At 65.9% G+C, this 12,981-nt stretch carries 13 protein-coding genes; 6 read left to right on the top strand and 7 right to left on the bottom strand.

All coding sequences use genetic code 11. The features are described from left to right. Positions 1–12 precede the first annotated feature (12 nt). Entirely contained in the window at positions 13–1,176 is a 1,164-nt protein-coding gene (locus CLU86_RS15250; RefSeq protein WP_199175131.1) for a PhnD/SsuA/transferrin family substrate-binding protein, read from the bottom strand. A gap of 312 nt (positions 1,177–1,488) precedes the next feature. Here CLU86_RS15250 and CLU86_RS15245 point away from each other — a divergent pair, with 312 nt between their 5' ends. The 3 genes from CLU86_RS15245 (at position 1,489) to CLU86_RS15235 (ending at position 3,928) form a co-directional block, all read left to right on the top strand. Continuing rightward, a complete protein-coding gene (locus tag CLU86_RS15245) occupies positions 1,489–2,703 on the top strand; it encodes a sulfite oxidase (RefSeq protein WP_099742207.1) in 1,215 nt (404 codons plus the stop codon). Between the two features lies 1 nt (position 2,704). Beyond that, positions 2,705–3,055: a cytochrome c gene (locus CLU86_RS15240; RefSeq protein WP_369803825.1), complete on the top strand. Its 351-nt coding sequence runs from the start codon at positions 2,705–2,707 to the stop codon at positions 3,053–3,055. Positions 3,056–3,118: 63 nt separating this feature from the next. Further along, complete coding sequence (locus CLU86_RS15235) at positions 3,119–3,928, top strand: 2-keto-4-pentenoate hydratase (protein WP_099742206.1); 810 nt, start codon at positions 3,119–3,121, stop codon at positions 3,926–3,928. 138 nt (positions 3,929–4,066) lie between these two features. Here the strand turns inward: CLU86_RS15235 and CLU86_RS15230 are convergent, their stop codons facing one another. The 3 genes from CLU86_RS15230 to CLU86_RS15220 form a co-directional block, all read right to left on the bottom strand. Further along, positions 4,067–4,522 carry a YXWGXW repeat-containing protein gene (locus tag CLU86_RS15230; protein ID WP_099742205.1) on the bottom strand — a complete coding sequence of 152 codons (456 nt, stop codon included), beginning with the start codon at positions 4,520–4,522 and terminating at the stop codon, positions 4,067–4,069. Between the two features lie 110 nt (positions 4,523–4,632). Next, positions 4,633–5,181, bottom strand: coding sequence for a DUF2867 domain-containing protein (locus CLU86_RS15225; protein WP_099742204.1), 549 nt, complete (start codon positions 5,179–5,181; stop codon positions 4,633–4,635). Positions 5,182–5,267: 86 nt separating this feature from the next. Then, positions 5,268–6,008 carry a helix-turn-helix transcriptional regulator gene (locus CLU86_RS15220; protein WP_099742203.1) on the bottom strand — a complete coding sequence of 247 codons (741 nt, stop codon included), beginning with the start codon at positions 6,006–6,008 and terminating at the stop codon, positions 5,268–5,270. 151 nt (positions 6,009–6,159) lie between these two features. On the opposite strand from CLU86_RS15220, the gene CLU86_RS15215 reads away from it, so the two are divergent. Then, positions 6,160–7,008 (top strand): hypothetical protein, encoded by an 849-nt coding sequence (locus CLU86_RS15215; protein ID WP_199175130.1) that lies wholly within the window; start codon positions 6,160–6,162, stop codon positions 7,006–7,008. A gap of 49 nt (positions 7,009–7,057) precedes the next feature. Continuing rightward, positions 7,058–9,001: an MFS transporter gene (locus CLU86_RS15210; RefSeq protein WP_099743602.1), complete on the top strand. Its 1,944-nt coding sequence runs from the start codon at positions 7,058–7,060 to the stop codon at positions 8,999–9,001. Between the two features lie 52 nt (positions 9,002–9,053). Here the strand turns inward: CLU86_RS15210 and CLU86_RS15205 are convergent, their stop codons facing one another. Both CLU86_RS15205 and CLU86_RS15200 read right to left on the bottom strand, forming a co-directional pair. Beyond that, positions 9,054–10,049, bottom strand: a complete 996-nt coding sequence (locus tag CLU86_RS15205) for a tripartite tricarboxylate transporter substrate binding protein (RefSeq protein WP_099742202.1) — start codon at positions 10,047–10,049, stop codon at positions 9,054–9,056. Between the two features lie 133 nt (positions 10,050–10,182). Next, complete coding sequence (locus CLU86_RS15200) at positions 10,183–11,199, bottom strand: 1-aminocyclopropane-1-carboxylate deaminase (protein ID WP_099742201.1); 1,017 nt, start codon at positions 11,197–11,199, stop codon at positions 10,183–10,185. 160 nt (positions 11,200–11,359) lie between these two features. Here CLU86_RS15200 and CLU86_RS15195 point away from each other — a divergent pair, with 160 nt between their 5' ends. Continuing rightward, a complete protein-coding gene (locus tag CLU86_RS15195) occupies positions 11,360–11,875 on the top strand; it encodes an Lrp/AsnC family transcriptional regulator (RefSeq protein ID WP_099656856.1) in 516 nt (171 codons plus the stop codon). A 33-nt stretch (positions 11,876–11,908) separates the two neighbouring features. Here CLU86_RS15195 and CLU86_RS15190 read toward each other — a convergent pair whose 3' ends face one another. Beyond that, positions 11,909–12,823, bottom strand: coding sequence for an EamA family transporter (locus tag CLU86_RS15190; RefSeq protein ID WP_099742200.1), 915 nt, complete (start codon positions 12,821–12,823; stop codon positions 11,909–11,911). Positions 12,824–12,981 lie beyond the last annotated feature (158 nt).

The following is a 12,981-nucleotide window of genomic DNA, read 5'->3' as shown; positions in this document are numbered from 1 at the left end:
CCGCTGCGCGCTTCAGCCCCCTTCGGTCGGCAGCCCTTCGGCATCCCACTCTGGCAGGCCGCCGCGCATCCAGTACACGTTGGCAAAGCCCTTGTCGGCGGCCACCCGGGCGGCTTTGTACGACTTCCAGCACTCCGCGCCGTTGCACGAAAAAATCAGCGGTTTGGTGCGGTCCAGCGACTCCAGGGCCTTGAAGTCATCCTGCTCCGCATTGAAGGCCACGTCCTTTAGGCTTTTCTCGCCATAGGCCGCCCACACCGCACCGCGTATGCGCTTGGTGCGGTATTCCTTCTCGGTGCGCGTGTCCACCACCAGGGCGCCCTGGGCCTGCAGCTGCAGCGCGTCTTTGGCGGTGATGCGTTTCACGCCGGGCAAGGCGTTGGGGGTGAACAGCCCCAGCTCTGCCACCTTCTGGTACTCCTGTGCCTCGGGGCGCAGGCCAATGGGTGCCAGGCCCGCGCTGGCCGATGCGGTGCTGAGCCACTGCGACAACTTGCTGCGCACGTCGCTGGGCAGGTCCTTGCGCATCACGGCGCTGAAGCCGCCGGGCACGGGGCGCGATGTGGCGAGCACCTTGGCCACACCGGGGTAGGTCGTGGCCCACAAGGCCCACTCCTCGGCGCGCACCACGGTGGCATCGGTGGTGCCCAGGGTCAGTGCGCTCAGTCCAGCCTGCGGGTATTTTTCGTGCCGCACCGCCTTGAGGTCTTTGAACGACAGCCCGGCTTCGTTCAGCATGCCGCGCGCCATGTAGGTGTAGACCGAGTCCTGCTGCGGTAGGTACAAGCGCTTGCCTTTCATGGCCGCCACGGTTTCGATCTGGGTCAGGCCCACCAGCACATAGTGGTCAGACTTTTGGGAGCAACCCACCAGCTCGTAGCCGCGCTGCAGTGCTGAGGCCGCCACCTGCGGCGGGCCAATGAAGATGTCAAACCCCGCGCTGCGCGTGGCGCGCATGACGTCGGCCAGGTCTTCGGTGGTGGTCACCTTTACGGCCTGGCCCGTAGCCTGGGAAAGTCCTGCTTCCAGCGCGCTGCGCAAGATGGAATGCCCGGCTTTTTTCTCGGTGGGCTCCACCGCCACGATGGCAGTGAGCTGTGCGTGCGCGGCGCTGCTGGCCAGCAGGTACAGCCCCAACACGAACGGCACCCAACGCATACGAACACTCTGGCTCATGGTTGTCTCTCCTCATTCACAGACATGGGGCTGCACGGGCCTTGCGGACGAGGCCTGCGCGGAAATCTGTCGTTTTTATTGTTGTCTAACTGTTAAATATGCACCGGCATGCTTCGGTGTCAACGCTTGTTACGCAACTGTTTCTGTTGCTTACATGTGCGTGGGCGAGCGGTGTGCGGCAACCTAGCATGCCCTCCAGAATGGAGCCGGTTTGCCGTTTGGCAGCGCGCCCCCAGAGCTTCTTGCACCCCCGGTGCCACGTCGGCTCGCAGCTGCAGGCGCATTGTTTATTCCACCCACAGGAGTGCATTCATGAACCCTTCGTCCACCCTGCCACGCCGCCACCTTCTGGCTGCCAGCGCCGCCGCCTTGAGCGCTGCGGGCCTGGCCAGCTGGACGGGCGCTGCCAGTGCCCAGGCTGCTGCAGCGGCCGCCCCCAAAGCGCTGCCCGCCTACGCGGGCTGGAAGAGTGGCAATGCCCTGATCGTGCACACCAGCAGCACGCTTGAAACCCGCCGCGCAGCCTTCGGCACCAGCGTGATCACGCCCGCCAACCAGCTGTATGTGCGCAACAACCTGCCCGCGCCCGATGCCGCCATTCTGGACAACCGCGATGCCTGGGCGGTGCGCGTGGAGGGCGTGAAAACCCCGCGTGAACTCACCCTGGCAGAACTCAAGACCCTGGGGCTGGAGACCGTGGCCACCGTGCTGCAGTGCTCGGGCAATGGGCGCGGCTTTTTCCCCAGCAAGCCCAGCGGCACGCCCTGGACGGTGGGTGCCGCAGGCTGCGTGGTCTGGAGCGGGGTGCCCGTGCGCAATGTGGTGGCAGCCCTGGGTGGCCTTGCCGGGGGCATGGCCTACGTGACGGGCACCGGCGGCGAGAAGCTGCCCGAAGGCGTAGACCCGCTGACCGTGTTGGTCGAGCGCTCGGTGCCCATCAAGGCAATGGACGACGCCATCCTGGCGTGGGAGATGAACGGCGAGCCCTTGTCGCTGGCGCACGGCGGGCCCTTGCGGCTGATCGTGCCGGGCTACCAGGGCGTGAACAACATCAAGTACATCCGGCGCCTGGCGTTCACCGAGGCCCAGTCGCAGGCGCGCATCATGCAGCACGGCTACCGCATGACGCCGCCCGGCGCCAAGGCCAGCCCCGACCAGCCCTCGGTGTGGGAGATGACGGTCAAGTCCTGGATCAACGGCCCCTTGCCCGAAGGCGGGGCGCTCAAGCCCGGCCTGGTGCAGGTGCATGGCGTGGCCTTTGGCGGCACCCGTGGCGTCAAGGGCGTGGATGTGTCGGTCGATGGTGGCAAAACCTGGCAAGCCGCCCAACTCGTGGGCCCGGACCTGGGGCGTTTTGCCTGGCGCCAGTTTGTGCTGCCGGTGCGTCTGGGCGCGGGCACCCATGTGCTGGCCAGCCGGGCCACCGATGCCGCTGGCAACGTGCAGCCCGAGCAGCGCGAGGAAAACGTGGGCGGCTACAACAACGCCAGCTGGCTGGACCACGCCGTGACGCTGGTGGTGGCCTGAGGTGCTGGTGGTTGTTGGAGTGCGCCGCGCAGTGGCCCAGGCCGGTGCCTTGTGGCTGCTGGCCAGCCTTGCGGGAGCCAGCTGGGCCGCAGACCCTGCGGAGCTGGCGCGTGGCAAACAGCTCTTTTTGACGCTGCAGCCTGCCTGCGCTGTGTGCCACACCTTGCAGGCGGCGGGCGCGCAGGGGCAGGTGGGGCCTGTGCTGGACGAGATCCAGCCCAACGCCGAGCGGGTGCTGCGAGCGCTGCGCAACGGCATTGGCGCCATGCCCTCATTTGCCGAGAAAATGACCGAGCAAGACATGCAGGCCGTGGCCCGCTTTGTGGCGCAGTCCACGGGCGCCAAGCCCTGATGGATCAGCCGCCTTTGCCGCCTTCGTCACTTTTGTGCCCTAACCCCCTTAAAAGGTTTTTGAATGACGTCTGAATCTGTTGCGCTCGCTCCCTTTGATGCCCTGACCAGTGCCACCGTGTTGACCCAGGCACGCCTGGGCCAAGGCCCCCGGCCATTCGACCTGCCCGCTGCGCTGCAGCCGCAAAACGCCGCGCAGGCCTACGCCGTGCAAGACGCCGTGGTGCAGGCGCGGGGTGTGGTGGCGGGCTGGAAGGTGGGGGCCTCTGGGCCGGATGCACCCCCCTCCCGGGGCGCGCTCACGCAAGACTCGGTGTGGGTCTGCGCCCAGGGGCAGCCGCAAGCGTTGTCCTGCGGCGGCAACGTGGTCATCGGGGTGGAGGCCGAACTGGTCTATGAACTGGGCACCGACCTGCCCCCGCGTGCGCAGCCCTACTCGCGCGCAGAGGTGCTGGCGGCCATGCGCTCTGCCCGCGCCGCCATTGAAGTGTGTGACACCCGTTACGCCGCCTGGGGCGTGCAAAGCGCGTGGAGCCGCCTGGCCGACCAGGGCAGCCACGGCGCGCTGGTGGTGGGCAGCGGCCTGACCAGCCCGGCAGACCTGGCGGCATTAGATCCGCTGGCACTGCCCGTGGGCCTGTGGGTGAATGGCACCCTGGCCGTGCAGCGCGCCGCCTGGGGCAACCCGGCGGGCGACCCGCTGCGCCTGCTGGTGTGGCTGGCCAACGAGGGCGCCCACAGCCTGGGGGGGCTGCGCGCAGGCCAGTGGGTGACCACGGGCTCGTGCACCGGCAACCTGCTGGTGGCCCCGGGCTCCGTGGTGGTGGCTGAGCTGGGTGGGGTGGGGCGCGCAGAGCTGCGTTGCATTGCGTAGTTCGGTGGGGCTGAACTGACCATGCAACGGGTCAGCCGGGATGAAGACGCGCCTTTGTGCCTTTGCTTTGTGCCTTTGTTCTGACCCGGCCATGCGCCCTGCCAAGGCTGGGTGCATGGTTTTCGCTCCATATTTCATTCAATAACGGTGCCCGTTGTCCGGGCGGCGGTCATGCCGGTTGGGCACACCGTCACCGTCCCGGTCGCGGTCGTAGCGGTTGGCGATGCCATCGCCATCGCGGTCCCACCCGCCGGGCTGCATGTGCCAGCGGCCGTCGCGCTCTTGCCATTGCACCGGCCGGTAGTGGTAGCCCGGGCGGGCTTTGACCCAATAGCCATTCATCCACACGTGGCGGTGGCCGCGCCATTCCCAGTGCCCTGGCACCCAGGCCATGCCGCGCCGGGGGCGGGGTGTGGCTTCGTGGCGGGGCGGCGGTGGTGCCTGTGTGTATTGCACCTGCACGTTGCCTGCCTGGACCACCACCGCCGAGCTTTGCGCGTGTGCGGGGGCCAGGGTGCACAGGCTGAGCAAGGCCAGCGCTGCGGCCGTGAGTGCGTGGTGGGCATTGCGCGGGTTGCGGGCTGTGTGTGCCATGGTGTTTGCTCCTTCAGAACAGGTTCTCAGAACCGGAGCCTTCATGGTGCCGCTGGTACGTCAAGCGTTTGTAGGCGCAGTGCGAAGTGTTGTGACGGAATGTGCCGCGGCTACTGCAGCCGCCCCAGCATGGCCCGCACGATGCGCCGGTGAAAAGGCTTGACCACCGCCATGTAGGCATGCCCCAGCGCGTTGTGGATGTGCACCACCGAGCTGACCACCACCATGGGGGCGTGCCCGGCAGGGGCGTATTTGTGCAAGGACACCTGCACGTCCAGGTGCTTGTCGTCCTGGCCCATCACCACCTCGGTGTCACTGAGGTGGCGGATGAGGAAGATGCCCACCCGATCGCCCACTTGGTAATCGCTAGCGTTCCGCGAGAGTTGGCCTGTTGCGGTGGGGTGCCTGTCGTGCAACTGCCCCAGGTCCTTGAGTCCGACCATGCGCACCAGTCGGTTGCGTGTCGCCATCAAGTGCTGCGTCCAGCGCGGTGTTTGGGCGACCAGGTCCAGCCAGGTCTGCAATGCGCTGCGGGCTGGGGCCGGGTCGGCCACCTGGTAGGCGTCGTAAAACTGTGCGGCGGGCAGGCTGGCATGGATGGCCGTGCCCGGTGGCACCTGCGTTGTCTGAACGGGCGGGCGTGGCTGTGTAGCGGGCATATTTGAGATATTTTGGGTTGTAGCGCTTATGAATAAAGCGCTGGCAGCTATTAAATTGATAGTGATTGTGTAGAGGCATCAGGCCATCAGCCCGCCATGCGGCGCATGCTGGCAAACACATCAAACTCCCAACTGCGCATGGCCAGCAGCACGGTGTAGCCCTCCAGCTCGCGCGGGGGCAGCTTTTGGTCGGCCAGGTGCTGCTGCGCAAAGTCCTGCGCCACGCGCTGCATGCGCTCCATGAAGGCGGGGGCCAGTGCCCGGCTGATGGAGCCGTGCACCAGCAGCACGCCTTCGCCAGGGCCGTCAAAGCCCCCGGCAAAGTAGTTGAGCAGCGCGTGGTCGCGAAAGTAATGCATGACCGGCCCGTGGGGGCGCCAGCGGAAGGTTTTGGCCAGCTTCAGGCGGTAGCGGTTCAGCGGCCGCAGCTCGATGATGCCGATGCGGTCGAGCTGTGCCAGGTACTTGATGCCCTCGGCCTCGGTGAGCCGGTAGGTGGCCACCACCTGCTCCAGCGTCCACTGGCTGAGCACGCAAATCGCCATCAGCAGCAGCTTCTTGTCGCCCACCACGGCGGCTTCCTGCTCTTGCGTCAGCTCTTTGAGCAGCGGCTGCTCATCGGCCACGCGCCGGGCCAGGTCGGCAAAGTCCAGCGCCAGGGAGCGGCAGATGGCGTCGATGCGCGACAGAGGCATGTCCCCCTTGGCCAGCATGCGCTTGACGCTGGACTCGGCCATGCCCAGCGCCTGCGCCAGGTCGGCATAGGTCATCTGGGCGTTCTTCAACTCTTTTTTCAGCGCGGCAACAAGATCGGCGGTCGTGCTCATGGGCGGCTCATCGGTTGTGGCGATTGGGTATCGATTATGGATACCCGAAGTGCTTTGGGTAGCCCTGCACGCGACTTTATGAGGGAAAAACCTGTGGGCCTTTGCACACTGCGTTCCATCTTGTGTTGCCGCCCTGAAAGGGGCTCTTGCCATGAACGCTGTCCATTCCTTGCCTTCATCCACCCGCCGCTGGCCTGCACTGCAGCGTGCCGAGTGGGGATTTCTCATCGCCGCCATCGTGCTGCTGGCCTTGGCCGTGTGGGGGCCACACCTGCCCGCCAGTGCCCACCAGCACAACTTTGCCGACCAGCGTGGCTGGTGGGGCCTGCCCTGCGCGCTGGATGTGCTCAGCAACCTGCCGTTTGCCGTGGCGGGCGTGTGGGGGCTGGTGTGGCTGCGCCGCCTGGGCGCCCTGCGGTTGTGCCTGGCCACCCGCGCCACGGCAGCGCTGTTCTTTGTGGGGCTGGTGGTCACCACCGCAGGCTCTAGCTGGTACCACTGGCAGCCGGACGATGCGGGCCTGCTGTGGGACCGCCTGGGCATGTCGGTGGCGTTTGCCGGGCTGCTGGGGCTGGCCGTCGTGGGCCGCATCAGCCCCCGCGCCGGGCTGGCCACAGCGCTGGGTCTGCTGGTGGCCGCACCGGCTGCCGTGCTGGTGTGGGCCCACACGGGCAACCTGCTGCCTTGGGCGGTGGTGCAAATCGGCGGCATGCTGGTGGTGTTGGCCTTGGCATGTTTGCCCCACCGCCATGGTGCGCTGGCGTTGCAGCTGGGTGCCGTGATCGCCTGGTATGCCGCCGCCAAGGCCATGGAGCTGGCCGACCATGCCGTGTACGAAGCCACGGCCGGGTGGGTGTCGGGCCACACCCTCAAGCACCTGCTGGCCGCTGGCGCCGCCTTGCCCGTGCTGTTTGCCATGGCGCGTCTGCACCACAGCCGCTATATCGCTGCGCCCGTGCCACGCCGCGCCATGCAGAATGGCGGGCAACATGGGCAGTGACACCGTGCGCACCGCACACCACCCTACAAAAAGCCTTGAGGAGAACCGCATGACCCCCCAGCACGGGCAGCCCGCCGCGCACCCTGCGCACCCGGCCCACGAAGAGCCCAACCAGTTTGCCCTGCTGCGCCAGCGCCGGTTTGCGCCCTTTTTCTGGACGCAGTTTGCAGGCGCAGGCAACGACAACCTGTTCAAGTTCGCCTTCACGGTGATGGTGACCTACCAGCTCAGCGTGTCGTGGCTGCCGCCGACCATGGCGGGGCTGGTGATCGGTGCGCTGTTCATCCTGCCGTTTTTGCTGTTCTCGGCCACCTCCGGCCAGCTCACCGACAAGTTCGACAAGACGCGGATGATCCGTTTCGTGAAGAACCTGGAGATCGCCATCATGGCGCTGGCGGCCGTGGGCTTTGTGGCCAACAACGTGCCGGTGCTGTTGTTGTGCACCTTCCTTATGGGGCTGCACTCCACCCTGTTCGGGCCGGTCAAGTTTGCCTACATGCCCCAGGTGCTGAGCGAGCGCGAATTGACAGGCGGCAACGGCATGGTGGAGATGGGCACCTTCGTCGCCATCTTGCTGGGCCAGGTGGCCGGTGGCCTGCTGGTGGCCATCCCTGGCATTGGCCACACTGCGGTGGCCGTGGGCTGCGTCGCACTGGCACTGGTCGGGCGTTTGGTGGCGCAGTTCATTCCATCCGCCCCCGCCACCGATCCCAGCTTGGTCATCAACTGGAACCCTTTCACCGAAACCTGGCGCAACCTCAAGCTGGCGCATGGCAATGTGGTGGTGTTCCGCTCGCTGCTGGGCATCAGCTGGATGTGGTTCTTTGGCGCTGTGTTCCTGTCGCAGTTTCCGGCCCTGGCTAAAGAGGTGCTGCACGGCAACGAGCAAGTGGCCTCGCTGCTGCTGGTGGTGTTCTCGGTGGGCATTGGCGTGGGCTCGCTGCTGTGCGAGGTGCTGTCGCGCCGCCATGTCGAAATCGGCCTCGTGCCCCTGGGCGCCATCGGCATGAGCGTGTTTGCGGTGGATTTGTACTTTGCCACCCGCAGCCTGCCCGCAGCCGAGATGATGGGCGCTGCCGCCTTTCTTGCGCAACACCAGCACTGGCGCGTGCTGCTGGACTTGGCACTGCTGAGTTTGTTTGCCGGGCTGTACAGCGTGCCCATGTACGCCCTGATCCAGATGCGCAGCCAGCCCACGCACCGCGCCCGCATCATCGCGGCCAACAACATCCTCAACGCGCTGTTCATGATCGGCAGCTCCGTCATCGCCGGGGCCTTGCTGGGCGCGGGCTTCACGGTGCCGCAAGTCTTCCTGTTCACCGGCATTGCCAATGCCGTGGTAGCCGCCTACATCTTTTTGCTGGTGCCCGAATACCTGCTGCGCTTTGTGGCCTGGGTGCTGTCGCGCTTTATCTATCGCTTCAAGGTGCGCGGCGATGAGCACATTCCCACCACGGGCGCGGCCATCCTGGCGTGCAACCACGTGAGCTTTGTCGATGCCGTGCTGCTCATGGCCGCCAGCCCCCGGCCCATCTACTTCCTGATGGACCACCGCATCTTCCGCGTGCCGGTGCTGGGCTGGCTGTTCCGTTTGGCCAAGGCCATCCCGGTGGCGTCGCAAAAGGACGACCCTGCCACCTACCAGGCCGCGTTTGACCGCGCCGCCCAGGTGCTGCGCGAGGGCGATTTGCTGGCCATCTTCCCCGAAGGCGGCATCACCAAGGACGGTGAGCTGCAAGAGTTCAAGGGCGGCATCATGAAGATCATCGAGCGTGCCCAGGCCGACGGTGTGCAGGCCCCCGTGGTGCCCATGGCACTGACCAACCTGTGGGGCTCGTTCTTCAGCCGCGTGGAGCAGGGCACCGCCATGGCGAAGCCCTTCCGCCGGGGCATGTTCAACCGCGTGGGCTTGAATGTGGGGCCTGCGATGGAGGCCACCCAGGTGCAGCCCGCCGTGCTGCGCGAACGGGTGGCGGGGTTGCTGCGGGCTTGATGAGATAGGGACTCAGTGCGCAGCCGTAGTGGTGGCTGCGCACCCCAGTCCTTCACTCCGCCCGGATATTGGCCCGCTGCGCAATCGCGCGCATGCGCGGCAGTTCGTCGTCAATGCGGGCGGCCACGGCGGCGGCGCTTTCGTAGGCGTGCTCCAGGCCGCTGGCCACCAGTTTGCTGCGCACCTCGGGGTCTGCCAGGGTCTCAGACAAGGCCTTTTGTAGCTTGGCCTTGGCATCGGCGGGCGTGCCGCGCGGCGCCACGATGGCCAGCCATGAATCTGCCGAGAAGCCTGGGTAGCCGCCTTCGGCCACGGTGGGCACATCCGGCAATTGCGTGGCACGCGTGGCACCCGTCACCGCAATCGCCTTGATCTTGCCCCCCTTGAGCTGCGGCAGCGCCGCTGCCACGGTGTCGACCGAGAGTGGAATCTGCCCGCCGATCAGATCGTTCATCGCGGGGGCGCTGCCCTTGTAGGGGATGTGCGTGACCTTGATGCCCAGGGCCGACCACATCAGCTCGCCCGCAAAGTGCCCGGTGGTGCCGTTGCCGAACGAACCATACACATACTTGTCGGGGGTGGCGCGGACGGCCGCCGTCAGCTGCTTCAGGTTGCTCACGGGCACATCCTTGTGGGCCAGCAAAATCAAGGGCACCCGCGCCACCATGCCAATGGGCTCGTAGCTCTTGACGGGGTCGTAGGGCAGCTTGGGGTTGAGGGCCGGGTTCACCGTGAAGGTCGAACCCGAGCTGATCAGCAGCGTGTACCCATCGGCTGGTGCATTGGCCACGAAGGATGCTCCCACGATGGTGCCTGCGCCGCCTTTGTTCTCGATCACGATGGGCTGGCCCAGGTGTTCGCCCAGCTTTTTGCTGATGAGCCGGGCCACGATGTCCACGGCCCCGCCGGGTGGAAACGGAACGACCAGTTGAACGGGCTTGGTGGGGTACGTCTGTGCCTGTGCGGCAGGTGTCAGGGTGCAGGCGGCCCATGCTGCAATGGCCACTGCGGCGCAGGCGCGCCGGGTTGGGCGTAGATCACTCTTCATATCCATGCTCCTCTTGCTGATGACTGCCAGAGAACGCAACCCTGCGCACCGATGCGCGGATGGGGCAGGATTGCGGAATGCCGGGCCGCGCAGCGGCCCGAAGGAGTGGGGCTGCGATCAGCCCGCGGCAGGCTCAGCCGTTGCGGAACAGGAAGCTGTAGGCGTTGAGCGCTGGCACCCCGCCCAGGTGGGCATACAGCACGCGCGAGCCTTCGGGGAACTCGCCCTTGCGCACCATGTCGATCATGCCGTGCATGGACTTGCCTTCGTACACCGGGTCGGTCAGCATGCCCTCCTGGCGCGCACACAGGCGAATGGCTTCGAGCGTGCCCTCGTTGGGCAGGCCGTACTCTGGGCCACCGTAGCGCGTGTCCAGCACCACGTCCTCGGCCGTGATCTCCTGGCCCAGCTCCACCAGCTTGGCGGTGTTCTGGGCAATGCGCAGCACCTGGGCATGCGTCTTCTCGGGCTTGGCGGAGGCGTCGATACCAATCACCTTGCGCGCCCGGCCGTCGGCCGCAAAGCCCACCACCATGCCCGCCTGCGTGCTGCCGGTCACCGAGCAGACCACGATGTAGTCGAACTGGAAGCCCAGCTCTTTTTCTTGCTGGCGCACTTCTTCGGCAAAGCCCACGAAGCCCAGGCCGCCGTACGGGTGCTCTGAGCAACCGGCTGGAATCGGGAAGGGCTTGCCCCCGGCCTTCTTCACATCTTCCATGGCCTGCTCCCAGCTGGGGCGGATGCCAATGTCAAAGCCCGCCGCGTCCAGGCGCACGTCGGCGCCCATGATGCGGCTCATCTCGATGTTGCCCACGCGGTCGTACACCGCATCGGAGTAGTTCACCCAGTTCTCCTGCACCAGCACGCACTTCATGCCTAGGTGCGCGGCCACGGCGGCCACCTGGCGCGTTTGGTTGGATTGGATGCCGCCAATTGACACCAGCGTGTCGTAGCCGCCATCGATCGCCTCGGGGATCAGGTATTCGAGCTTGCGCGTCTTGTTGCCGCCAAAGGCCAGGCCCGAGTTGCAGTCCTCGCGCTTGGCATACAGGTGCACCTTGCCGCCCAGGTGGGCCGACAGGCGCGACAGTGGCGTGATGGGCGAGGGGCCGAAGGTGAGCGGGTGGCGGGGGAATTTTTGCAAGTTCATGGCGTTTCCGGTCGATGGAAGGAGGGGGTATGCAAGCGGGCTTGCAGTGCCTTCATCGTAGAAAAATGCCTGAATCAATGGGTTGTGAATTTTGTCAAAATTTCGGTTTTTTGGTTTTTCATATGAAAATTAGTCATTACTAAATTTCTTGAAAACAGCCATGTGCGCAACAAAAGTTCGTGCCAAGAATGTGCAACAGGCGGATGTGTCCGCCGAGCTGGACCGCACCGACAAAGCCATCCTGCGCCAGCTGCAGCGCGATGCCTCCCTGTCCAACGTGGCCCTGGCCGAGAAGGTGCACCTGAGCGCCCCCGCCTGCCTGCGCCGGGTGGAGCGGCTCAAGCGCCTGGGGCTCATTGATGGGGTGGTGGCGCTGCTCAACCCCAAGGCCGTGGGCGCGGGCATGCTGGTGATGATTGGCGTGGTGCTGGACCGTTCCACGCCCGAGTCCTTTGCCGAGTTCGAGAAAGCCGCCATCAAGATCTCGGGCTGCATGGAGTGCCATGTGGTCACCGGCGAGTTCGACTACTTCATGCTGGTGCGCACACGCGACAGCGAAAGCTTCAACCGCCTGCATGCCGAGCAGCTCATCTACCTGCCCGGCGTGCGGCAGGTGCGCTCGTTCATGGTGCTGCGCAATGTGTTGTCCTCCACCGAGCTGCCGCTGGCGCTTTGACGCCCCTGAGGCCAATCCCCCAACTTGGCTCCCTCAGGGCGCAGCGCCCAGGCGCCCCTTCAGCGCAGCCCAGGCGGGGCCTCCAAACACATTCACCAGCAACCCGGCCATCAGCAGCCCAGCGCCCGCAAAGTGCACGGGCAGCAGTTGCTCGCCAAACACCCACCAGCCCGTCGTCAGCCCCACCACGGGCACCAGCAGCGTGAAGGGTGCCACGCGGTTCACGGGGTAGCGGGACATGAGGAAAGTCCACAGCCCAAACCCCAGCAAGGTCGAGACCCAGGCGATGTAGCCCACCGCTGCTAGGGAGGTGAGCGAGAGGTTTTGCACAGCGGCCAGCACGGCGCTCGCTCCGTCCATCCACACCGCCAGCGCTAAAAACGGCAGCGGCGCCACCAGGCTGGACCACACGATGAACGCAAACTGGTTCATCGGCCCATAGCGCCCCACCGCCCGCGTGGCGATGTTGCCGCAGCCCCACAGCGCTGCGGCAGCCACGGTGAGCGCAAACCCCGCCAGTGGCATCGAGGCCCCGTGCGCGCTGCCAATCAGCACCAGCCCGGCCCCGGCCAGAATCAGCCCAGCCATCTGGTTGCCTTGCCAACTCTCACGCAGCCACCAGGCCGCCAGCAGCAGGGTAAAGAACGACTGCGACTGCAGCACCAGCGATGCCAACCCCGAAGGCATGCCGATGTGGATGGCCGTGAACAGCAGCGCAAACTGGCCCACCGCCATCGTCATGCCGTACAGCAGGTACAGGCGCAGCGGCACCTTGGGTGGCCGCACAAAGAGCAGCGCCGGAAACGCCGCCAGCAGGTATCGCAGCGCACCCAGCAGCATGGGCGGCACGCCGTGCAGGCCCACCTTGATGACGGCAAAGTTCAAGCCCCACACCACGATGACGAGCAGGGCAAGGCATAGGTCGCGGGGGCGCATGGGGAGGTTCATGGGGCGGTGGCGGTCACAACGGAAGATGTGCCATTGTCCGCGTGGACCCGGGGCTGCGCTATGCGGAAGACAGCCTCGTCCCAGTCAAAAACGGACAGGCTGGGTCGTGTTAGCCGTTCTAGGTTTATGACTTCGGAGGCAGAGCTGTCCATGGATCA

The sequence above is a fragment of the Acidovorax sp. 62 genome (genome assembly GCF_002754495.1).
Lineage (GTDB): Bacteria > Pseudomonadota > Gammaproteobacteria > Burkholderiales > Burkholderiaceae_C > Acidovorax.
Note: the sequence above shows the minus strand (reverse complement) of the source record. Positions and strands in the feature narration are given on the sequence as shown.

What these genes read in the sequence shown, in the direction of transcription:
- CLU86_RS15220 (WP_099742203.1), bottom strand. Translation starts at nt 6,008, where the DNA reads ATGAGCACGACCGCCGATCTTGTTGCCGCGCTGAAAAAAGAGTTGAAG.
- CLU86_RS15195 (WP_099656856.1), top strand. Translation starts at nt 11,360, where the DNA reads ATGTGCGCAACAAAAGTTCGTGCCAAGAATGTGCAACAGGCGGATGTG.
- CLU86_RS15210 (WP_099743602.1), top strand. Translation starts at nt 7,058, where the DNA reads ATGACCCCCCAGCACGGGCAGCCCGCCGCGCACCCTGCGCACCCGGCC.
- CLU86_RS15205 (WP_099742202.1), bottom strand. Translation starts at nt 10,049, where the DNA reads ATGAAGAGTGATCTACGCCCAACCCGGCGCGCCTGCGCCGCAGTGGCC.
- CLU86_RS15225 (WP_099742204.1), bottom strand. Translation starts at nt 5,181, where the DNA reads ATGCCCGCTACACAGCCACGCCCGCCCGTTCAGACAACGCAGGTGCCA.
- CLU86_RS15200 (WP_099742201.1), bottom strand. Translation starts at nt 11,199, where the DNA reads ATGAACTTGCAAAAATTCCCCCGCCACCCGCTCACCTTCGGCCCCTCG.
- CLU86_RS15190 (WP_099742200.1), bottom strand. Translation starts at nt 12,823, where the DNA reads ATGAACCTCCCCATGCGCCCCCGCGACCTATGCCTTGCCCTGCTCGTC.
- CLU86_RS15250 (WP_199175131.1), bottom strand. Translation starts at nt 1,176, where the DNA reads ATGAGCCAGAGTGTTCGTATGCGTTGGGTGCCGTTCGTGTTGGGGCTG.
- CLU86_RS15235 (WP_099742206.1), top strand. Translation starts at nt 3,119, where the DNA reads ATGACGTCTGAATCTGTTGCGCTCGCTCCCTTTGATGCCCTGACCAGT.
- CLU86_RS15245 (WP_099742207.1), top strand. Translation starts at nt 1,489, where the DNA reads ATGAACCCTTCGTCCACCCTGCCACGCCGCCACCTTCTGGCTGCCAGC.
- CLU86_RS15230 (WP_099742205.1), bottom strand. Translation starts at nt 4,522, where the DNA reads ATGGCACACACAGCCCGCAACCCGCGCAATGCCCACCACGCACTCACG.
- CLU86_RS15215 (WP_199175130.1), top strand. Translation starts at nt 6,160, where the DNA reads ATGAACGCTGTCCATTCCTTGCCTTCATCCACCCGCCGCTGGCCTGCA.